21 protein-coding genes and 1 pseudogene are annotated in these 20,184 nt (G+C 45.4%); 16 read left to right on the forward strand and 6 right to left on the reverse strand.

Annotated elements, in window-relative coordinates; genetic code table 11:
- Positions 1-75: 75 nt before the first annotated feature.
- Positions 76-696: pseudogene (locus R8O10_RS10330) on the reverse strand (flagellar motor switch protein FliM); the annotation flags it as partial.
- Between the two features lie 379 nt (positions 697-1,075).
- On the opposite strand from R8O10_RS10330, the gene R8O10_RS10335 reads away from it, so the two are divergent.
- Genes R8O10_RS10335 through fliJ form a run of 8 tightly spaced genes read left to right on the forward strand, consistent with a single transcriptional unit; the run spans position 1,076 to position 9,099 of the window.
- A complete protein-coding gene (locus R8O10_RS10335) occupies positions 1,076-2,095 on the forward strand; it encodes an OmpA family protein (protein WP_213893260.1) in 1,020 nt (339 codons plus the stop codon).
- Entirely contained in the window at positions 2,095-3,426 is a 1,332-nt protein-coding gene (locus R8O10_RS10340) for a sigma-54 interaction domain-containing protein (RefSeq protein WP_031778880.1), read from the forward strand. Before R8O10_RS10335 ends, R8O10_RS10340 begins: the two co-directional genes overlap by 1 nt.
- 15 nt (positions 3,427-3,441) lie before the next feature.
- Complete coding sequence (gene fliE, locus R8O10_RS10345) at positions 3,442-3,798, forward strand: flagellar hook-basal body complex protein FliE (RefSeq protein ID WP_005375045.1); 357 nt, start codon at positions 3,442-3,444, stop codon at positions 3,796-3,798.
- 3 nt (positions 3,799-3,801) lie between these two features.
- Positions 3,802-5,553, forward strand: a complete 1,752-nt coding sequence (fliF, locus tag R8O10_RS10350) for a flagellar basal-body MS-ring/collar protein FliF (RefSeq protein WP_318191358.1) — start codon at positions 3,802-3,804, stop codon at positions 5,551-5,553.
- A complete protein-coding gene (locus R8O10_RS10355) occupies positions 5,522-6,535 on the forward strand; it encodes a flagellar motor switch protein FliG (protein WP_005375048.1) in 1,014 nt (337 codons plus the stop codon). The genes fliF and R8O10_RS10355 overlap by 32 nt, the downstream gene beginning before the upstream one ends.
- A gap of 4 nt (positions 6,536-6,539) precedes the next feature.
- Entirely contained in the window at positions 6,540-7,295 is a 756-nt protein-coding gene (fliH, locus tag R8O10_RS10360; protein ID WP_005375050.1) for a flagellar assembly protein FliH, read from the forward strand.
- A complete protein-coding gene (gene fliI, locus R8O10_RS10365) occupies positions 7,288-8,634 on the forward strand; it encodes a flagellar protein export ATPase FliI (protein WP_053350026.1) in 1,347 nt (448 codons plus the stop codon). Before fliH ends, fliI begins: the two co-directional genes overlap by 8 nt.
- 24 nt (positions 8,635-8,658) lie before the next feature.
- Positions 8,659-9,099 carry a flagellar export protein FliJ gene (gene fliJ, locus R8O10_RS10370; RefSeq protein WP_318191359.1) on the forward strand — a complete coding sequence of 147 codons (441 nt, stop codon included), beginning with the start codon at positions 8,659-8,661 and terminating at the stop codon, positions 9,097-9,099.
- Positions 9,100-9,115: 16 nt separating this feature from the next.
- Here fliJ and R8O10_RS10375 read toward each other — a convergent pair whose 3' ends face one another.
- Both R8O10_RS10375 and R8O10_RS10380 read right to left on the reverse strand, forming a co-directional pair.
- A complete protein-coding gene (locus R8O10_RS10375; protein ID WP_025768593.1) occupies positions 9,116-10,174 on the reverse strand; it encodes a S1 family peptidase in 1,059 nt (352 codons plus the stop codon).
- A gap of 73 nt (positions 10,175-10,247) precedes the next feature.
- Positions 10,248-11,141 carry a LysR substrate-binding domain-containing protein gene (locus R8O10_RS10380; protein WP_053307935.1) on the reverse strand — a complete coding sequence of 298 codons (894 nt, stop codon included), beginning with the start codon at positions 11,139-11,141 and terminating at the stop codon, positions 10,248-10,250.
- Positions 11,142-11,269: 128 nt separating this feature from the next.
- Here R8O10_RS10380 and R8O10_RS10385 point away from each other — a divergent pair, with 128 nt between their 5' ends.
- The 6 genes from R8O10_RS10385 (at position 11,270) to R8O10_RS10410 (ending at position 16,554) form a co-directional block, all read left to right on the forward strand.
- Entirely contained in the window at positions 11,270-12,193 is a 924-nt protein-coding gene (locus R8O10_RS10385; RefSeq protein ID WP_025768592.1) for a DMT family transporter, read from the forward strand.
- Between the two features lie 99 nt (positions 12,194-12,292).
- A complete protein-coding gene (locus R8O10_RS10390) occupies positions 12,293-12,739 on the forward strand; it encodes an SRPBCC family protein (protein ID WP_025768591.1) in 447 nt (148 codons plus the stop codon).
- A gap of 83 nt (positions 12,740-12,822) precedes the next feature.
- Positions 12,823-13,575, forward strand: a complete 753-nt coding sequence (locus tag R8O10_RS10395) for a phosphatase (protein ID WP_042521750.1) — start codon at positions 12,823-12,825, stop codon at positions 13,573-13,575.
- A gap of 156 nt (positions 13,576-13,731) precedes the next feature.
- Positions 13,732-14,121: a cytochrome b562 gene (locus R8O10_RS10400; protein ID WP_021035869.1), complete on the forward strand. Its 390-nt coding sequence runs from the start codon at positions 13,732-13,734 to the stop codon at positions 14,119-14,121.
- Between the two features lie 218 nt (positions 14,122-14,339).
- Complete coding sequence (locus R8O10_RS10405) at positions 14,340-14,699, forward strand: hypothetical protein (protein ID WP_080276971.1); 360 nt, start codon at positions 14,340-14,342, stop codon at positions 14,697-14,699.
- Positions 14,700-15,114: 415 nt separating this feature from the next.
- A complete protein-coding gene (locus tag R8O10_RS10410; protein ID WP_169629142.1) occupies positions 15,115-16,554 on the forward strand; it encodes a PepSY-associated TM helix domain-containing protein in 1,440 nt (479 codons plus the stop codon).
- A 50-nt stretch (positions 16,555-16,604) separates the two neighbouring features.
- Here the strand turns inward: R8O10_RS10410 and R8O10_RS10415 are convergent, their stop codons facing one another.
- From R8O10_RS10415 to R8O10_RS10425, 3 genes are all read right to left on the reverse strand, one after another.
- Positions 16,605-16,988: a VOC family protein gene (locus tag R8O10_RS10415; RefSeq protein WP_009704980.1), complete on the reverse strand. Its 384-nt coding sequence runs from the start codon at positions 16,986-16,988 to the stop codon at positions 16,605-16,607.
- Positions 16,989-17,018: 30 nt separating this feature from the next.
- Complete coding sequence (locus R8O10_RS10420; protein WP_042601221.1) at positions 17,019-17,948, reverse strand: LysR family transcriptional regulator; 930 nt, start codon at positions 17,946-17,948, stop codon at positions 17,019-17,021.
- A 77-nt stretch (positions 17,949-18,025) separates the two neighbouring features.
- A complete protein-coding gene (locus R8O10_RS10425; protein ID WP_318191360.1) occupies positions 18,026-18,499 on the reverse strand; it encodes a hypothetical protein in 474 nt (157 codons plus the stop codon).
- Positions 18,500-18,787: 288 nt separating this feature from the next.
- Between R8O10_RS10425 and R8O10_RS10430 the strand changes: the two genes are divergently transcribed.
- Positions 18,788-19,471, forward strand: a complete 684-nt coding sequence (locus R8O10_RS10430) for a spondin domain-containing protein (protein WP_318191361.1) — start codon at positions 18,788-18,790, stop codon at positions 19,469-19,471.
- A 9-nt stretch (positions 19,472-19,480) separates the two neighbouring features.
- A complete protein-coding gene (locus R8O10_RS10435; protein WP_318191362.1) occupies positions 19,481-20,176 on the forward strand; it encodes a spondin domain-containing protein in 696 nt (231 codons plus the stop codon).
- The last annotated feature ends 8 nt before the right edge of the window (positions 20,177-20,184 follow it).

Genomic DNA, 20,184 nt, shown 5'->3' on the forward strand with positions numbered 1-20,184 from the left:
TACGATGCTTGATGGGTGTAGCCGATCAGATCGTATCTTTTTGATTTAGTTCCATCGATTTAAGCAACAAAGCCGTCGAACGGGGGTCGTCTCTAAAGAACGACAGAAAGGTTGAAACAAATCGGTATCAGGTTGCAGTTCAAGCTGCTCGATTAGCGTTTGAATAAGATGACCATCTAGCTTGAGATGAATTGAGCCTTGATGATCGTCAAACGCAATGTTTAATTGAACGTTAATGCCAATTCCTCTAGGGGTCTCATACTCACCCGTGTCCCACATTTCACCAGGAGCAAGCCAACCGATGATGATTCGACTGATGCGCTCTTGTAAACGTAAGTCACTGGCCGTCAGAGTAGCGGCTGAGCGCTCTGCACTTGCACCATAAAATCTATCAGCCAACTTTATTAGCGTGTGAGGGTTACCATGGATGAATACCATGCCGCCTTCCTGATGTTGATAGGTCGACGTTTGCTCTTTGTCCATCTCAACCGATGTAAAGCGGTGCAAGTCTACTGAGGTTAAGCTAGCTTCCACTTTTCCTGTGCTGAGCCAATTTTGTAATTCAGTCGTAAGGTTTGAGCAAGATTCTGAAATTAAATTATCGAGCTTCTCACGAATGATATGAATAGGTTTGCCTAATAATTCTACATCAAGTAGTTGACTATCAGAAATAGGCTCGCTAACTCTATTTTCCATTTATATTTTACCGTGCGTTAATAATCGAAAGTGTTTTAACTTAATGGCGTGTAGTCTACACAGAAATTTTAATGATCTTTTAGCTCCAAACTCTAAGATTGTGACTTTAGTTCACATGTTGCTTTGTTCATATAGTCATAATCTTTTAATGAAATTTAAAAAGAGTTAGTTTTCTTTATAAATCGCTTAATAAATAAAATAACAATGTTGAGCGTTTTAGTTGTTATAGATTTTTTAAATTGCCTTTATGGCGTAACAACAACTTCAAACAAATAAATTATAAGATACTGTTTTTTATGCTTAAAGCTTCCATTGGAGGCTAAGCGTGCTCTCTTGAGCGTTTTGTAACCAATTTTAATATTCAGAATAGGTAATTAAAATGATTAGCTATGCCAGTTCTCTCGGCTTGGTGGCATATTTAATTAAACGGTTTAAGTCATGGGAATGTAAGATATACATGAATCATGTCCGTTTGATAATTTGTAACACAATTATTGTTATCAGTTTTATTTTTTCAAAAGTGTCATATTCAGAAGAAGTCTTAACAATCCCTATGGACCTCTCTAAATGGACATATGAGGGAAATAAATTCAAATGCAACTTGTTGCAATCAAATAATGACTATGGGAAGTTTTATTTCCTAGCGGAACCTAATAATAAATTCTATTTTATTTCCGATATAGAATATGAAAACAATAAATGGAAAACGATTGCTTTAACAACTCAAAATGCTCCTTGGAGTAATGAGCTTTATAGAAAAGAATTTGGCTCCCTTGAATTTACTAAGCCGTCTCAGCGTTTCATCTTTAATAAAGGCGCTGAAGAATTCATGGATTCAATTGCTTCGGGTAGTTGGGTGACGCTGTCACTTAAAGGAAGTAATGCTTCCTCTGTTTCAGAGATTGTGATTCCTACTCTTCAAATTCAAAACGCATTGAAATCATTTAATGCGTGTCGCGCGCGATTGCCTAAATTGTCTTTTTCAGAGGCAAGGGATATGGCGCTCTCATTTGAGTTTGGTCAGAAGACGTTAAGTCGTGGACAGAAAGCAACACTAGAAGCGCTGTATAGCTATGTATCTGTGGATGATCGAGTGACCAAAATCCTCATCGACGGTCACACCGATAACGTTGGTTCAAGTTTAACGAACCTTTCTGTGTCACGTACTCGAGCAGAGCAAGTCACCAACGCTTTGATTGAGCTTGGGGTCGACGAGTCGATGATCGAAACACGAGCTCATGGTTCGCGTTACCCAATTGCCAGCAATAACTCGGTTAATGGCCAAGCAAAAAACCGACGTGTCACCCTGCGTTTAGTGAGGGACAACGAGTATACGGCTACGAAACACCACCCAGATCTACAATCACAAAATCAACAAACGAAAGTTAAGGTTCAATGATGACGAAAACGAAAATTTTGTTGGTTGAGCCAAATGAAGCTCTTGCTCAACCAGTATTGGATGTGTTGCAAAATGCAGGTTACACCGCGAAACACACTCGTACTGGTCGAGGCGCTTTGCTTGAAGAGCGAGCAGAAATCACTTTAGTGAGCTCTACGCTGCCGGATATGTGTGTTCGTGAGTTTGTCGCGTGTCACCAAAAGCAGCGAAATTCGGGTGTTGTTATTGCGATTGTCGACCAAGAACAAGGCATCTTGGCTGCTGAGACGATGAAAGCGGGCGCTACTGATTATCTATTACGCCCATTTGAATCTAATCAGTTGGTTAATCTGCTTAAACGTGTTGAAGCGTTAGGTAAGCCAATGGCCAACATTGTTGCGGAGTCTTGGAGAAGCAAACAAGTTCTGCAATTAGCGCATCGTGCAGCATGTACTAACGCGAGTGTGCTTATTACAGGTGAATCGGGAACGGGTAAAGAAGTGCTGGCGCGATATGTGCATGAGCACTCTCCGCGTATCAATGGTCCATTTGTGGCGGTTAACTGTGCCGCCATTCCAGAGTCAATGTTAGAGGCTGTGCTATTCGGTCATGTAAAAGGCGCGTTCACCGGAGCGACAAATTCTCAAAGCGGTAAGTTTGAAGAAGCAAATGGCGGGACGATTCTGCTTGACGAGATTGGTGAAATGTCACCTGCGGTTCAAGCGAAATTGTTACGCGTCCTTCAAGAGCGTGAAGTAGAACGTGTTGGTAGCCATAAAGCCGTTCAGCTCGATATTCGTGTTATTGCGGCAACCAACAAAGACTTACGTGAGGAAGTTCAAAAAGGCACGTTCCGTGAAGATCTTTATTATCGATTAGATGTGCTGCCTCTGCACTGGCCGCCTTTGCGTGAAAGAAAAGAGGACATTCTACCGATTAGCCAATTCTTTATTGAAAAGTATCAAGATAGCAGCCGCTGTCACCTATCCCAAGATGCGATTAGTGCGCTGAGTCAGTATCACTGGCCGGGCAATATTCGTGAGTTGGAAAATGTCATTCAACGCGCTTTGGTCATGCGTCATGGTGATTACATTACAGCCCATGACCTGATGCTGCCTATTGAGCTTGTCGCGTCAGTTCCTACAGCAGAGCCAACTTCAAGTTTTGGTCATGTAGAAGCGAAGAAGCAAGCTGAATATCAGTTTATTTTGGAAAAGTTACGTCAGTTTGGTGGAAACCGAACGAAAACCGCAAACGCGCTTGGAGTCTCTACTCGAGCGCTACGCTACAAGCTCGCAGCAATGCGAGAACATGGTATTGATTTACAGTCGGCACTAGGCTCGGCTGCCTAATAGGAGAAAAAATAGATGGCAAGTCAACCTACTCATGCGGTCTCGGCAGAGCAACTTATGTTGTCAAAAATGCAGGCGATGCAGGCACAAGTGCAGCCGCCAGAGTTTATCGTGAGTGCAAATCCTTTAGATCAACAATCACTAAACGCACCTTTATCGTTCTCACAAGCGATGACAAATGTGTTGGATACAGTGAATCAACATCAATCAGTGGCTAGTCAAAAAATGACGGCCGTAGAAACAGGAAAAAGTGATGACCTAGTTGGTGCAATGGTCGCGAGCCAAAAAGCCAGCTTGTCCTTTAATGCTTTGATGCAAGTGCGCAACAAAGTCGTGACCTCATTTGAAGATATTATGAAGATGCCGGTGTAATTCATGTCAGAACTAACCCCCCAAGTCGCCGGAAACACAGCTCTGGCTACCGGCACAGCACAGACATTTTCTACTGCCAACGGCATGGACGATGTGACAACGAAGCTGAAGCAAATCTGGTCTAGCAGTCAGAGAAACTTAGTGCTATCTGCGGTGTTAGCTGCGATTGTTGCAGCGATTATTGTGGTTGCACTATGGAGTTCCTCGCAGAGCTTTCGTCCGCTATATAGCCAGCAAGAGCGTTTTGATATCGGCGAAATTGTGTCGGTATTAGAAAGCGAAGGCGTAAGCTACCGCATGCAAGAGCAAAATGGACAAGTTCTTGTACCAGAAGGTGAGGTTGCGAAGGTACGCATGTTGCTTGCATCAAAAGGTGTTAAAGCTAAGCTGCCGACAGGTTTGGATTCGCTCAAGGAAGATAGCTCTCTTGGTACGAGCCAATTTATGGAAACGGCGCGTTATCGTCATGGTTTAGAAGGTGAGTTAGTACGTACTATCATGTCTTTGAACTCAGTAGCGAACGCGCGTGTTCATTTAGCAATACCTCGTCAAACTCTATTCGTCCGCCAAAACAGTGAGAATCCTTCAGCATCTGTCATGCTTGAGCTCAAACCTGGTGAAGACTTAAAGCCTGAACAAGTTGAAGCGATCATTAACCTAGTGGTCGGCAGTGTCACGGCAATGAAGCCAGAATTTGTTTCTGTCATTGACCAGTATGGCCGTCTTCTTAGTGCGGATGTCGCTTCTGCGGAAGCTGGTAAAGTAAATGCGAAATATCTTGAATACCAGAAGAGTGTTGAAAAACAGATCATCCAACGCGCAGCAGATATGCTTACGCCGATTGTGGGGCCGAGTAACTTCCGAGTACAAGTCGCTGCCGATCTGGACTTTAGCCAAGTTGAAGAAACACAAGAAATTTTGGATAACGCACCGGTTGTGCGTAATGAGCACACCATTCATAACAACTCGGTTGATCAAATTGCGTTGGGTGTTCCTGGTTCTCTAAGTAACCAACCGCCAGTGACAGGATCTGGTGAAGTGGAAACGAACGATAGCCAAAACACGAATGCGCGATCTGAAGTGAATCGTCAATATGCTGTAGGGAGCAGTGTTCGTCGTACTCAATACCAACAAGGCCAAATAGAAAAGCTTAGTGTCTCGGTTCTGTTGAACTCGAAAGCTTCGCCAGATGGTGTCGCGTGGAGTGAAGCCGATAAAGAGCAAATCTCAAACATGATCATGGATGCTGTTGGTATCTCTGCCACACGTGGTGACAGCTTAAGTTTAATGAGTTTCAACTTCACCCCAATTGAAATTGATGCTCCTCCTGCACTGCCGTGGTGGCAAGACCCTACAGTACAGCAGCCAATACGCTACGTTATTGGTGGCTTGTTAGGCTTGGCGATGATCTTCTTCGTACTGCGTCCATTAATCATGCACCTAACTGGCGTTGATAAACCTGTGCCTGAGCTAAATTTTGCTGAGCCCCAGGAAGAACCTGACTACGAAAACTTGCAAACGCGTGAAGAGCGCGAGCATGAAGAAGTACTTGATCGCCGCCTATCTGAAAAAGGCATCTCAGCCTCTTCAGGTTTAGATGTAAACAGCGACATGCTACCACCAGCAGGTTCGCCATTAGAAATTCAATTGAAACACCTACAGCTTATTGCTAATGAAGAGCCAGAGCGCGTAGCCGAAATACTGAAACAATGGGTAAACATCAATGAACACAGTTCTATCAAAGCAGACGCTTAGTTATGTTGAACAAACCGCGCTCGTGCTATTAGGCATGGGCGAGGATGCCGCAGCGAAGGTTTTGCAACACTTTAGCCGTGATGAAACCCAGCGTGTGACTCGTGCAATGGCGAAGTTAAATGGCATTAAGAGCGATTCTGCTCGTGGTGTTATTCAAACTTTCTTTGAAGATTTCCGTGAGCACAGCGGTATTCGAGGAGCCTCTAAGGAATACCTATCTAATACATTGCGCAAAGCGTTGGGTAACGATTTGGCAAAAGGGTTATTAAATACCTTATATGGCGATGAAATTCGCAACAATATGCAGCGCTTACAGTGGGTGGAAGCAGAAACTCTCGCTCGTTTCATTGTGAATGAGCACCCACAAATGCAAGCAATTTTTCTAGCGTATTTGCCAGCGGACAGCTCTTCAGCGGTATTGAAGCACTTGCCACAAGATTACCATGACGAAATATTGTTCCGTATTGCTCAATTGCAAGATATCGATCATCAAGTTGCCGTTGATTTGCATGAACTCGTTGAGCGTTGCATCGAAAAAGTATCCGCAAGTCAAAGCACGCCGTTATCAGGTGTTAAGCAAGCAGCAGATATCATTAACCGCTTTGAAGGTGACCGTGGTTCATTGATGGAAATGCTGAAGTTGCATGATGAAGATGTTGTTAATGCAATCGAAGAAAACATGTTCGACTTTATGGTTCTTGGCCGACAACGCGAAGAAACTATGGACATGTTGGTGCAGCAAATCCCGCTAGAGTTGTGGGCAGTTGCGCTAAAAGGTTCCGATATTACCTTACAACAAGCTATTAAGCGTTCAATGCCGCAACGTATGGTGAAAGCGCTAGAAGATGACATGGACGCACGCGGCGCTGTTGCGTTAAGTCGAGTTCAAAAAGCACGTCAAGACATCATGCAAATGGTACGTGAGCTGGATGAATCTGGTGAAGTTCAGCTGCTTCTCTATGAAGAGCCAACGGTGGAGTAAGGTCATGCTAGAGACAAAATCAAGTACTATGCGATTGCCTCCGAGCGGGTATCGTTTACACCGTTTTCCGCCTTTAGCGCAACCTAAGACTATCGAAGACGAATTCGGGCTAGATAACCAAGGCTGGCAAGAACCTCAAATAGATATCCAACAGCAACTTGAAGAAGGTTTTCAACAAGGTTTGCAACAAGGACATGAGGAAGGCTTACGCCAAGGTATCGAACAGGGCAAGCAACAAGGTCTGTTGGAAGGCCAAAAAGAAGGTTTCCAAAAAGGCTTTGTTTCCGGTGAGCAGTCTGGAAAGCAAGGCTTTTTGGAGGCGGCGAAGCCTGTCAATGAACTTTTTCACGCCCTTTCTCGTTGGCAAGATGAAAAAGAACAGCAACAACGCCATATGATTTGTGAACTGGTACAAAAGGTAGCTCAGCAAGTGATTCGTGCCGAGCTCACTTTAATGCCTCAGCAGATCCTAGCTTTGGTGGACGAGACATTGTCTGCCATGCCTGGTAAAGCGGAAACAGTAACTGTGCATTTAAATCCGCAAGATTTAGAGCGCATTACTCACATCAATGCTGATTTGCCGCAATCTTGGAAACTGGTCCCTAATACGGAGCTTCCTATTGGTGGCTGTCAGTTAGTGACTGATGACGCAGAAGCGGATGCGAGCTGCGACTCTCGTTTGGAAGCCTGTATGGACAATGTAAAGCAACACCTTTTGGATGAAGTCAGTATTCCACAGGTAGAGTCTGAGCATGAGTAATACCCTAAGCCATGAACTATTAAGTGAGCGTTTGAGCGAAGCCTTGGCTTCGCTCGATTCAATCCCTGTTGCTCGCGTAACAGGGCGATTGATAAAAGTAAACGGCTTAATGTTACAAGCCGTAGGGTGTCGGTTTAAGCTTGAGCAGCGTTGTCTCGTAGAAACCGCGGAAGGCGATATGATCGAAGCGCAAGTTGTGGGCTTTGAACACACTATTGCTTACCTCATGCCTATCCGCCGTTTAGGCGGTCTGTTTGCAGGTGCAAAAGTCATCCCTCTTGATGGTGACAGTACCGTGCAGCTAAGCTCTCAGTGGTTAGGACGCGTACTGAATGGTTTAGGTGAGCCGTTAGATGACGGGGCACCGCTTAAGGGGGGAGAGCGAGTTTCACTTGAACCAAAACCGATTAACCCACTGAAGCGACGCCCAGTTGATACACCACTCAACGTAGGCGTGCGTGCGATTAATGGACTATTGACGGTAGGCAAAGGCCAACGTATTGGTTTGATGGCTGGCAGTGGCGTCGGTAAAAGTGTGTTAATGGGGATGATCACCAAAAACACGGAGGCCGATGTAATTGTGGTCGGGCTTATCGGTGAGCGAGGCAGAGAAGTACGTGAGTTTATCGAGAGAAACTTAACCCCAGAAGCGCGCAAGAAAGCGATCATTATCGCGGCTCCTGCTGATGAATCCCCGCTAATGAGGTTAAGAGCGACACTACTTTGTCATCGCGTTTCAGAGTATTTCCGAGACCAAGGCAAAGACGTTCTACTTCTGATGGACTCTCTAACCCGATACGCCATGGCACAGCGCGAAATCGCTCTTTCGCTCGGTGAGCCTCCAGCTTCTCGTGGTTATCCGCCCTCAGTCTTCAGCGTGTTACCTCAACTCCTAGAGCGAGCGGGTAACAGTGAAAATCAACATGGTAGCTTAACGGCAATTTATACCGTATTGGCAGAAGGGGACGACCAACAAGATCCTGTCGTGGATTCCGCGCGCGCCATCTTAGATGGGCATGTCGTTTTATCGCGTCAACTGGCTGAGCAAGGGCATTATCCCGCGATAGATATCAACGCGTCTATTAGCCGTTGTATGAATACTTGTACGCAGGACGCACACAGCACGATTGCGAATAACTTCCGTCAAATGTACTCCAACTACCTTCAGGTTAAAGAGTTACTGCCATTAGGGGGTTATCAACCAGGACAAGATCCTGAGTTAGATCAATCTGTTGCTATGTATCCAAATTTGCGTGCATATCTACAACAAGCTGCCAACGAGTCTGTAGATTACCCAACCAGTTTGACCGAGCTCGCGCAGCTTTTTCAAAGTGCTTAATCAAATGGGAGTGACAAGGCTGAAATGAAATCCAAGTTAAAAGCCGTAGGCAAGTTACAGCAAATGGAAGAAAAACAGCGTGACCGTGTGGGTCAACAACTTGATGCCATGCGTCAGCGTCACTCCCATCTTTCAATGCAATTGGAACAGTTGTCGGCGTTGAAAGGCCACGCTGGACAATCAACCCGAACCGGCCCGACGCTGACGAGCGCGGCTTTGATGAACTTTAATCGTGTTGACCAAATGCTACAAAGAATGCTTCGTCACCACGAGCAAGAGCAAGCCGTTATGCAAGCGGAATGTGCATCTGTACAGAAAACGCTAGAACACAAGCAGGCACGCGTTCAAGGGTTAGAAAAAGTGCTTGAACGTTGGCGTACTAAGCAGAACTATGAAAAAGCGAAAAAAGAGCAAAAGATGATTGAAGACATCATTAACTCTCGCGTTAAGCGCAAGATATTATGATGTCTTGTTGACGCTACTAGGAGCGCGAATAATTTCTGCGGTGTCTTAGCCAACCAAACCAGCCTCCAAGCATGATCAACCCTGATCCGAGAGCACCGCCGCCACTGCTGCCGTTGTTACCAAAGCCAGATGTGTTGGTATCGACAGGCTCAAAGCCAGAGTCCCCTTCGCTATGATAATCTTCCGAACTTGCTAAGAGGGCGTTATAACTGGTTTTTACACCTGAGCTGGTTTGGGTCTCAATCCATGTTGCATAGTTCAAAATCTCGGTAAACACACTTGGAATCGCAGCGGATTCGCAAACTGAAGAACCGTAGCTCACAATGCCAATTTGCTGATACATGCCATTATTGTCTTGATAGGTGAGAGGACCGCCTGAGTCACCACGACAGATGCCAGTGTAGCTTCGTTCAGGAAATCCATTCGCACATAAACTTTCCTGAGCGTTAAACCCTGTTACCAACGAAGCGCATTGGGTGTCGGTAAGGGGTTTTACTTCTGCCCAGCGTAAATAGTTAGGGGGGCTTTCATCATTGGTTGAGGTCTGACCTAAACCGAATATCTGATAAACTGACTTGCTGCTGTAGTCTCCAAAGTCTTGCGGTAAAGTGATGGATTGGACGTTATCGGTGATAGGTCTAGTCAATTCAAGGACAGCGATGTCATTAATCCATAAATCGCTAGGCACATAATCAGGATGAATCGTGATAGAGCGAACATCTTTGAATTCTTCAACAAACACGTCATTCATCGTAGGGTTTTTGACTAGCACTCGTAGATCGTTGATTGTCCAGCCATCAGTAAAAACGCTTGGTTCTACGCAGTGGGCCGCAGTTAAAATGAAGCGGTCGTTTACAATGGTTCCCCCACAAATATTGGCAAACTGATTAGCGCCAGTTTTATGTAGAATAAGACGTGCAAAAAAAGGAAGTTGGTTTTGGGTAGCCTGCTGACCCCCAATAATTGCCGTGGAGATCCCTTGTTCTGAAAGGCGGTTATCATTTTCTACTTCAGCGGTCGTACTCAAAGATACTGCAAAACAGAGTGCGCTTAGCCATATTTGATACTGCTTCATAAACCATCCTTGGATGAAAAGTGCTCTTCTAACTTTATACTAGTTTTTCAGTGAATGTGCTTAACAAAAGTTTCTAATAGTTGAATGATTGTTGTAGCCAAGATCGCAACAGATGAAACGATTCAAGCTTTAGCTTGTGTGGCGGGCATACAAAGTAAAGCTGTTGATGAGGATTAATGACGGGTTCACCCAGCTCGATTAGCTGACCATATTTGATGTCATCCTTCACAAACAAGCGATGAGTGACCAATAACCCCAAACGACGAGTTGTGGCCTGGACGGCTTGTATCGACATGTTAAAAGTGATTGGTTTTTTATTTTTAGGTCGCTGGATACCCGTCGCGTCCTGCCACACGTTCCAGTCATTTTTTCTTCGCTCGTTAGTAACTTCAATGATGGGATATTGCTTTAAGAGTTGAGTGATGTTTGAGTCCTTTGTCTTCGCTATCAATTCAGGACTGCACACCAAAACCAGTTCATCTTCACTGAGCTTTTCGCAGTAGTAATCCTGCCATTCTTCGGGATTTCCATGCACCAAGGCCGCGTCGATACCTTCTTGTTCTAAATTGAATCTGCCAGACAGGTTTGATAAACGAACGTCTAATTGAGGAGCAAACCCTTGTAAATCTGACATTCGAGGAATCCACCAGTGAAGAGCCAATGAATTCACCATATTGAGCGTAACACGCTGCAAGTTCTGATCTTGGATGAGTGCTTCCGTTGCATCGACAATTTGCTCTAAAGCGGGTGCCACCTTCCTGTAATACTTTTTACCGTCCGCGTTGAGTTGAACTTGTCTGCCTATGCGATCAAATAGAGGCTTGTTGACTTGACTCTCCAGCGATTTAATTGCCTGACTTACGGCTGAGTGGCTCACACTTAATATCTGTGCTGCTTCTGTCATGCTGCCAGACTCAGCTACTGCAACAAATGCGTAGATGGACTTTAAGGGGACTAGTTTCCGCATAATTTAAAAACCGTAGCTGGTGATAGATAAGTTAAACTGTAAGTTTTTCTTACATCAATGGTTAATATTACTCGCTATTTACGATAAGTGATGTCTTTTAAAATGCTCCATATATTAAGGAGTATTGAATGAATGCTGTAAATAAATCTATCCTTTTCATGTTGATGTCTACGTTAAGCTTATCTGTTACTGGACTGTTAGCAAAGCAGTTGTCAGGCGAACTTTCCGTCACACTATTTAGCTTCTTACGTTTTTTAGTGCCTGCGCTTATCTTGCTTATCTTACTTCGTGTGAAAAACCTTACCTTTCCTAAAGCGGGCACGCTAAAGCCTATTTTATTGCGTGCTCTTTGTATCGGTTTGTCACAACTTTGCTTTATCGCGTCATTACAAACGTTAACGCTCGTTGAGGGGGTCGTTTTGTTTGCTACTGGCCCATTATTTATTCCCTTGGTTGAAAAGCTGTTCATGAGGGGGCGCATTCGTGTTTCAACATTGGCGGCTTTAGCAATGGCGTTCACTGGTGTGGTTATGTTGGCGGGCGGTGGAAGTGAGATTACATGGCGAGCGGATTTATTGCTCGGCTTGGCTGGTGGACTCTTCAATTCTGGTTCTCAGCTTACGTTATATAAAGTGAGTAAAACAAATATGTCGCCGCTAGAAATCAACTTTTGGGCGTTTGGTTTTGCTGCCGTATTTCTGTTGCCGCTAACTTTGTTTAACGACTTCGACGTGTTACTTAATATGAGTGTTATGGCGCCTGAGATTTCTTCAAATACGCTGTGGATCGGTATGATGTCTCTGATGATCATTAACACCCAAGTTTTTCGCTCCAAAGCATATAAACTGGCAAGCAGTGGCTCTCAACTTGCGCCACTCATTTTTACTAACTTATTGTTCACTGCGGTTTGGCAGAGCCTGTTTTTTGAAGACCGAATGAGTCAAAGTCAAATTGTTGGGATGAGTTTAATAGTGCTCGCAATCATACTGAACACATGTTGGGTTCGTTTTACGGCGCATCGCAGTGGTGGTTTACAAGCGAGAACTTCTTAGTCTGTCGGAAAATGAAGGGGGCAGGTAGATAAATTGGTCGTGTGGTTTGATTTTTTTTGAGTATGGGCTAGCGTCAAGAAAGGTTCAGGGAGAGAAATCATGCTTACGCTAAATTATTACGTCGAAATTTCGGCGACACCGCAACGAGTGTGGGAAGTGCTAACCGATGTTGAGTTGTATAAACGTTGGGCACAAGCCTTTTCACCGCAGTCTCAATTTGAAGGAGCTTGGGAAGAAGGAGGTGGCATCACTTTTTTTGATCCAGATATGGGCGGGACAAGGGCGATCATAGATACGGTGCTACCGCTTCAAAAACTTGAATTTCATCATGTTGCCATTTTTAATCCGGATAATCGTCAACAACTCGATGCTGACCTAGCATCTAGGTGGATCGGATCGCGAGAGATCTACCAGATCGATACCAACAACGATCGTTTACTACTCAATGTTACCATTCATACTCACAATGACTTTGTTTCCATGTTTAATCACGGATGGGAAAAAGCTTTACCCTTGATAAAAGCCATTAGTGAAGAGCAAGTTTAGGGTTCTTGCTTATCTTGAGCTGACGATGCGTTGCCTGAAGGTATACAATAGCACGCAAGATAGCGCACCTAAGAGAGTGGATGATGGAATTTAAAGTTGATACCCATACACATACGTACGCCAGTGGTCACGCGTACAGTACCTTGATTGAAAATGCAAAGTTGGCAAAAGAGAACGGGCTGGATATGTTCTGCACGACCGATCACGCAGAATTAATGCCGGGTGCGCCTCATTACTGGTTCTTCTCTAACCAGAAAATTCTGCCTCGTTTTCTTGAAGGCGTTGCGATTATTCGCGGCGTTGAATCTAACATTATGAATACCGAAGGCGACATTGATATTCCACTGAGTGTGGACCGCAACTTAGATTGGGTGATCGCGAGTTTTCATGAACCCGTTTTTCGTCCAGCAAACAAGCAAACTCACACGGAAGCACTTGTTAATGTCATTCAGAGTGGTCGTATTGATGCGCTCGGTCATCTTGGTAATCCAAATTTCGACTTTGATTTTCAGACCGTTTTAGCGTGCGCGAAAGAGCACAATGTAGCGATTGAAATTAATAACACCACGCTGAAAGGTAACAGCCGAGTAGGCAGCGTAGACCGTTGCCACGAGATTGCACAAATCGGGAAAGATCTCGGTGTTTTCTTCACCACGGGCAGTGACGCGCACTTCTGTCACGATGTTGGTAATCTGGAGTTGGTTGGAGAGTTAATGGACAAAGTGGGTATTGATAGCAAGAAAGTGATTACTCGCACCGCTCAGCAGTTTTTGTCTTTCTTAGCTTTGAGAGGCCGTAAACCAATTGCAGAATATGACAGCATTCTCAACGCATAAACTTGATTACATTTAAGGTATGCACCTGACGCCAGATTGCTTTACACTGCGACCCGGAAATACTCAAATAAGCTAGTTTTTCGCCTTTTATGGCGTAGGTTATTTGGGTGAATAAAGCCGACACAGAATTCGGCACTATAAATGGAGAAGTGAAAAATGTTACGTCCTTTAGTCCTAGGGTGTGCGATTGCGTTTGGCTCAACATACGCAATGGCAGAAGCGGTTGATTTAAAACAAAACATGAAACAGATGAAGATGGAATTCAAACAGGCGGCAGAAGCATCTGATGTCGAAACCATGAAATCTGCGATTGATAGCTTGCAAGCGATTGTTGAACAATCTAAGCGTGGTAATTACCCACCAGAGAAGTTTGATACTTACTTAGAAGGCTTTAACAAACTGACGGTAACGCTAGATAAGATTGAAGCGGATCTTGATGCGGGCAAGCTACAAGAAGCAAAAGCTCAACTGCGTGAAATCGATAGTCTTCGTGAAGAGTACCACGACAAGCGCAATCCAAGCATTTGGAGCAAGTTGTTCGGCTAATTATCTACTGAGCGGAGCATTTGCTCGTGGCAGTGGGTTACGCGTTATTTCTAAGTAATGAATGAACACATTATCAGCCTGCCATTTCGGCGGGCTTTTTTGCGCCTGTCAATCGATGCATTCAAGAAAACCTGTGAGGTAGCAAGCACTTATTGATCCTGTTTTTGAGCTACCACTCAGAATTGGTTACGCTGTGTGAAATTTGTTAAGTCACCGTTATGCGTAGATTAATTCCTTTTTACCGCTCAATGTTATTTGCTAGTGCTCTCAGTTGGGTGCTAGTGACGCTGATGCCTGTTATCAATGCTCATGGTAACAGCATGGGCGTGTGGGCGACGCTATGTACGCTTAACGGTTTTGAATTGGTTCAAATAGAAGAGGGCGACAATTCGGTTAGCCACAAAGGTAAGCCTTGTCCGTTTAGCCACTTCTCGACTTTTCATCACGATACACTTCCAACGACACCGATACTTTCAAGACAGAGCTTGGTGACTTCTGACAGCTACGCTTATTTGGCTCTAAGTGTGCGATTTGAAACACCAGTTCCTAGAGCGCCGCCGGTTTCCCTTTTCTCATAACGAAAACAATTACACGATACCCAAGTAACCTCGAGATGCTTGGTTCAGCGAGAATGACTTGGTTTGTAGACGCGGCGGCGATTTAAAGGTCTAGTGGGTCTAGATCAAGATATCGACAACAAAGTATACAAGCCAAGGCAACTCGCCCTTTGGGAGCGTGTCATTGCTCCGATTGCTGCTTCAAACAACTTGGAAAGAGTGGTCTATTACACAGCGTTGTTTTCTTTGCACTCGAATCAATGACAACGCTCTGAATCCAGCATCTTGAAGTCACTTGGGTATATAGTCAGCAACACTGCCACTTCGAGCAGTGGTACTCCCAAATCTAAGTCAAATAACGCCGCATACGAATGTGTATGTGCAGGATGCGTTTGGCTGAATTTGGGTGTTCAACAATGAAAAAAGGAAAATACACATGTTGAGAAACTCGGCAAAGCCTCAACTCAAGGAAGCCTCACGCGCAAAATCCATCTACTTTATGACGTGGCGATGGCACTTTTACGCAGGTTTGTTCGTCATTCCATTTATGCTGATGCTTTCCCTAACGGGGTTGGTGATGTTGTTTGATGATGAAATCGAACTGGCTCGATACGAAGCGACATTACAGGTTTCACCACAAGAGCAAATGGTTCCTGTCTCTGCACAATTAGAAACCGTAAAGCAGGCGTATCCCGATTTTAATGTCACCCAATTTGTACCTGCCAAAACGGCCGATATTGCCAACCGATTCTCGATTCAAAACCAAGAAGGCAGCTCTCTGATTGTTGCAGTAAATCCTTACACAGGAGACGTACAAGGCACCATTAACCGTGGTGATAGCATCTATGAACTGATGAACAGCATTCACGGCACCTTGCTCATCGGCGACCTAGGTGACCGCTTAATTGAAATCGCCGCAAGTTTGGGGATTTTGCTGTTGGTGTCTGGTTTGTACCTTTGGTTACCTAGAGACAACGCCAGCCGCGCCGGCTTTTTGAAAATCCGCTTTAACAATGGCCCTCGAATTTTGATTCGTGACCTGCATGCGAATTTAGGTGGTGTGCTGTCGATTGTGCTGTTGTTCTTTTTGATTTCAGGATTGTCGTGGGCAGGGATCTGGGGTGCGAAAATGGTACAAGCTTGGAATACCTTCCCAACCTATTACACATGGGGTGAGAAACCGGAATCCACACTGACACACAAAGATCTTAACCATGGTGCTTCAGAAGAGATGCCATGGAACTTAGAGCTTGCTGCTGTGCCTGAATCGAAAGATAAGCCCGCTCATGATCATGCCAACATGAAGGAAGAGATGGCATACGCAGGCAGCCATGATGCGCTCTCCATTGATGATATCATCCTCAAGGCTGAAATGTTGGGCTTCACTGGTTATAAGTTGTTTTTGCCGCGCTCTGAGACGGGCGTTTACACCGTTGCAGCTAACTCTATGGGCGGCGACATTTCCGACCCAAGACAAGATCGCACCAGCCACTTTGACCAATATTCCGGTCGCTTGTTGGTGGATGTAACGTGGCAAGATTACAGCCTATTTGCCAAGTTCATGGCGGCAGGTGTGTCATTGCATCAAGGTGATGTCAGTGTGCTTAACAAAGTGCTCAACGTGGTGTTCTGTTTGGCGTTCATCTTAATCTCAATTACAGGTGTGGTGATGTGGTGGATTCGTAGACCAAGTCGCAGTGCTGCATTGGGCGCGCCACCTAAGTTTCAGCAAGACGGTATTTGGAAGCTTGGCTTAGTAACGTTGGTGATATTGTGCTTGGCGTTCCCGATGGGTGGTTTGGCAATTGTTACGGTTCTCGCACTGGATTGGCTGTTGTTTAACCGCGTCGAGAAGCTGAAAACGGCGTTGAATTAGTAAAGACAAAGAATGGAATAGTAAAAGAGCCAGCGACGTGCTGGCTCTTTTTATTTCTGGTAAATCTCCAGTGGCAAGCCATCTGGATCTTGGAAGAAGGTAAAGGCTTTGCCTGTGAATTCGTCAATACGAATTGGCTCAACTTCAACGTCATTCGATTCTAGGTAGGCTTTCACCTGTTCAACATCATCTACCAAAAACGCGAGATGTCGCAGGCCTTGCGCTTCGGGAAAGCTCGGTCTCTCTGGTGCGCCCGGAAAGCTAAACAGTTCCACTTGGCTGCCGTCAGGTAAAGCGAGGTCAAGCTTGTAGGAGTCTCTGGCTTCACGATAGTTTTCAGCAATGACTTTTAATCCCAACACTTCAGTGTAAAAGCGTTTTGACCTTGGGTAGTCGCTGCAAATGATCGCGACGTGATGAATGGCATTAAACATGGTTAGCCTCTTCAAACATGGCTCGTATCCTCAAGCATGGTTAGTGTCCTCGGAGACTAAATGCTCCTTAACGAAGTCGATAAACACGCGCAGACGAGCAGGCATGTATTTGGTTTGCGCATACTGCATCGCGATAGCGCCGTGGTAGTTACTCTTGATCATCCAATCCGGCAATACTTCCACCACTTCTCCTTGCTCTAACGCGTCTTTGATCACGAAGTCATGGAAGATCCCAATTCCCAAGCCAGACTTAACCCCGTTCAAGCGCATTTGAGAATGGTTGACGGCGTAGCGTCCACTCACGGCAATGGAGTGGAATGCTTCTTCTTTAAAGAATGACCAGATGTTGTCTTTGTCGTTCTCGGCAAGGTAAATGCAGTCGTGCTGCTCAAGTTCAGTGGGATGCTCAGGCATACCGTGTTTGGTGAGGTAATCTGGAGAGGCACATAAAACGAGATTGGTCTTGCTGATCTCTTTAAGTACCAGATTCTCATCGGGTTTGTCGGTGAGCTTAAAGGCGACATCAATTCCTTGGCGGAACAAATCGATCTCACCATCTGCTGCACGCAGCTTAAGCTGAATATTTGGATAACGTTCTAGGAATGGCAACACAAATGGCTGAAGCACCGAATTAAGAAACGCTTCGGGAGCTGCCACTGTGAGTGCGCCTGTTGGCTCGGCATGATCTTCTGCAGATAACTCAACGGCTTGCTGCGCGGCATTCACCATTGCGATGCTTTGGTCGTAAACCTTTTGCCCTGCTTGAGTGATGATCAACTTACGAGTTGTGCGCTCAAACAGTTTCACCGAGAGGGCTTGTTCCAACCGTGTGATCAACTTACTCAAAGCCGATGGCGTTACGCCGAGTTGTTTGGCTGCAGCGGTAAAACTGCCTTCGTTTACCACTAGGATAAACGAAGCAAGATCAGGAAGTAGGGCAATGAGTTTTGGATTAACCATAATTGTTCAGTTCTTCGCAGCGGAATAACGATATTGTCTGGTACGGTTTCACGAGGTTCAAGTGTCACCGTCTCGCTTTAACGATATTTTGCCAAAAATGCATTGAGTGCAGACAAGCCAGATTCACCAGCATGGTATTGCTGCCAACAGTGATAAATGGCCGTTTCGTGGTCTGCAATCAACTCGATAGCTTCTCGCTCAGCGATTGAATACTGCTGTGAAGCGTTCACTTCTTCATGCCACTCTCGATACTTGACCTCATAAGGCTCCACCCACTTAAGAAGAGTCGCCACCAACTCTTGCCATGGTAAACCAATCCACTTGGTTGCATCTGCCAAGCCTTTATCCAGCATCTCTTGGTGTCGACTTTCGATATCCATGCCATTTGTTAGCAGTACAGGTTTGAGCTTTTCTGCGGTGAGTTCTTCCACTTCAATCAAGGTTTGCCACAGTGTTTGTTGTTCACTTTGGCCGTAATGGCTCAAGTAGTGGTTGAAAAAAGCGATGCCGTAGATTTCGCCGTAGTAGGCAGACAGAACGTTATGAATCATGGTGAGAATCGTGATTTAAACAGAGAATACCGCATTGTAGGAGGGGAAAGCGCGACGTGTAAATACCTGATTAAGAGTAAAAAAGTGCTGCTGGCAGAATTCGAACAGAACTTGTGAGAATTTTATGAGAATTCGATGAAGTTGCTGATAGATTTGCTCGTCATTCTTAGAGGCAAGAACGCAAAACGTTCGAAACGTAATGCTTAACCTACTCAAGTCACGAACAAAGAAGTAAAGCCGTACACATGGGCTTGGGTAGTTCAACCCTCATTAAAGGATGGAATCACAATGAAAAAACGTACCCAACTCGGACTCGTCATGACTTCAGTCGCTATGGCACTAGGCTCTGCATCAGTGAATGCGGCGGAATTGGAAATCACCGTGACAAACGCAACCAAAGGCATCTACTTTACGCCACTTATTGTTGCTGCACATGGCTCTGATCTTCAAATGTTCAGAACGGGTCAAGATGCAACGCCAGAACTAGAAGCAATGGCAGAAGGCGGTGATATCTCTGGTCTTGCTAGTGTAATTGGTAACGCTGGTGGTGCGGTGGTCGAGAACCCTGCTGGCGGTATTTTGAATCCGGGTGTTGCAACCACCTTCACCTTGGACAGTGGCGACCACGGTTATCTTTCTTTGAGCGCGATGCTGCTGCCAACCAATGACGGTTTCGTCGGTCTAGATAGCTGGAAGATTCCAACGGAAGCGGGTACATACCGAGCAACGCTAAGAAGTTACGATGCTGGTACAGAAGCGAACGATGAGCTTGCGTCTAGCATGCCAAACCCACCTTTCATTACCTTTGGTACTGGCGGCACAGGCGTTGAAGCAACGGTAACTAACGACAAAGTTCACGTGCATCCGGGTAACCTTGGTGATAGCGACCCAACTGGCGGCATCAGTGACCTAGACAGCAGCAGCCATCGTTGGTTAAACCCGGTTGCAACCATCACAATCGTTGTGAAGTAAGGGGGATGTATGAAATACAGAATCTTACTAGTAGCAGCTTCAGTCGGCTTGCTCGCCGGTTGTCCAAGCGATGATGATAACGATGTAGTGAAATCGTACCGCTACACCGTCAACGTGGCGAACTTGACTGCGAATCAACCTATGTCTCCGCTTGCGGTACTCACTCACAATGGTGACTATCAACTGTTTGAAATTGGCCAAGCTGCATCTATTGAACTTGAGCATCTTGCCGAAGGCGGTAGTAACGCCGAACTGATTGAGTTGATGAACAGCAATGACAGTGTTTACCAAGGTATTTCGGGTAATGGATTGGTGTTGCCGGGGGCATCGGACGAAGTCACCATCACGGTTGACCCTAGTCGTTACGGTTACTTGTCTGTGGCGTCTATGTTCGTGAATACCAACGATGCCTTTGTTGGCGAAACGGGGTTATCGCTCAAATCGCTCGCAGTAGGTGAAAGCTACGAAATGAGCATGAACGTTTGGGATTCGGGCACGGAACTGAACGATGAGCTTGCCGCAACCATTCCGGGTCCAGCAGGTGGCGGTGAGGGCTTCAATGCTGCTCGCAATGACAGCAATGACGTTGTTGCATTCCATGCGGGTGTTGTTAGCCAAGATGATGGATTAGTAAACTCAGCACTTTCTGCGAACCATCGTTTCTTGAACCCAGGTGCGAAAGTCACCATCACTCGAGTCGAGTAACACAGGCT

This window comes from Vibrio sp. 1727 (assembly GCF_033344415.1).
Taxonomy (GTDB): domain Bacteria; phylum Pseudomonadota; class Gammaproteobacteria; order Enterobacterales; family Vibrionaceae; genus Vibrio; species Vibrio alginolyticus.

What these genes read in the sequence shown, in the direction of transcription:
- R8O10_RS10380 (WP_053307935.1), bottom strand. Translation starts at nt 11,141, where the DNA reads ATGCGGAAACTAGTCCCCTTAAAGTCCATCTACGCATTTGTTGCAGTA.
- R8O10_RS10355 (WP_005375048.1), top strand. Translation starts at nt 5,522, where the DNA reads ATGAACACAGTTCTATCAAAGCAGACGCTTAGTTATGTTGAACAAACC.
- R8O10_RS10410 (WP_169629142.1), top strand. Translation starts at nt 15,115, where the DNA reads ATGTTGAGAAACTCGGCAAAGCCTCAACTCAAGGAAGCCTCACGCGCA.
- R8O10_RS10420 (WP_042601221.1), bottom strand. Translation starts at nt 17,948, where the DNA reads ATGGTTAATCCAAAACTCATTGCCCTACTTCCTGATCTTGCTTCGTTT.
- R8O10_RS10390 (WP_025768591.1), top strand. Translation starts at nt 12,293, where the DNA reads ATGCTTACGCTAAATTATTACGTCGAAATTTCGGCGACACCGCAACGA.
- fliF (WP_318191358.1), top strand. Translation starts at nt 3,802, where the DNA reads ATGTCAGAACTAACCCCCCAAGTCGCCGGAAACACAGCTCTGGCTACC.
- R8O10_RS10415 (WP_009704980.1), bottom strand. Translation starts at nt 16,988, where the DNA reads ATGTTTAATGCCATTCATCACGTCGCGATCATTTGCAGCGACTACCCA.
- fliE (WP_005375045.1), top strand. Translation starts at nt 3,442, where the DNA reads ATGGCAAGTCAACCTACTCATGCGGTCTCGGCAGAGCAACTTATGTTG.
- R8O10_RS10435 (WP_318191362.1), top strand. Translation starts at nt 19,481, where the DNA reads ATGAAATACAGAATCTTACTAGTAGCAGCTTCAGTCGGCTTGCTCGCC.
- R8O10_RS10395 (WP_042521750.1), top strand. Translation starts at nt 12,823, where the DNA reads ATGGAATTTAAAGTTGATACCCATACACATACGTACGCCAGTGGTCAC.
- R8O10_RS10405 (WP_080276971.1), top strand. Translation starts at nt 14,340, where the DNA reads ATGCGTAGATTAATTCCTTTTTACCGCTCAATGTTATTTGCTAGTGCT.
- fliI (WP_053350026.1), top strand. Translation starts at nt 7,288, where the DNA reads ATGAGTAATACCCTAAGCCATGAACTATTAAGTGAGCGTTTGAGCGAA.
- R8O10_RS10335 (WP_213893260.1), top strand. Translation starts at nt 1,076, where the DNA reads ATGATTAGCTATGCCAGTTCTCTCGGCTTGGTGGCATATTTAATTAAA.
- R8O10_RS10340 (WP_031778880.1), top strand. Translation starts at nt 2,095, where the DNA reads ATGACGAAAACGAAAATTTTGTTGGTTGAGCCAAATGAAGCTCTTGCT.
- fliJ (WP_318191359.1), top strand. Translation starts at nt 8,659, where the DNA reads ATGAAATCCAAGTTAAAAGCCGTAGGCAAGTTACAGCAAATGGAAGAA.
- fliH (WP_005375050.1), top strand. Translation starts at nt 6,540, where the DNA reads ATGCTAGAGACAAAATCAAGTACTATGCGATTGCCTCCGAGCGGGTAT.
- R8O10_RS10400 (WP_021035869.1), top strand. Translation starts at nt 13,732, where the DNA reads ATGTTACGTCCTTTAGTCCTAGGGTGTGCGATTGCGTTTGGCTCAACA.
- R8O10_RS10430 (WP_318191361.1), top strand. Translation starts at nt 18,788, where the DNA reads ATGAAAAAACGTACCCAACTCGGACTCGTCATGACTTCAGTCGCTATG.
- R8O10_RS10425 (WP_318191360.1), bottom strand. Translation starts at nt 18,499, where the DNA reads ATGATTCATAACGTTCTGTCTGCCTACTACGGCGAAATCTACGGCATC.
- R8O10_RS10375 (WP_025768593.1), bottom strand. Translation starts at nt 10,174, where the DNA reads ATGAAGCAGTATCAAATATGGCTAAGCGCACTCTGTTTTGCAGTATCT.
- R8O10_RS10385 (WP_025768592.1), top strand. Translation starts at nt 11,270, where the DNA reads ATGAATGCTGTAAATAAATCTATCCTTTTCATGTTGATGTCTACGTTA.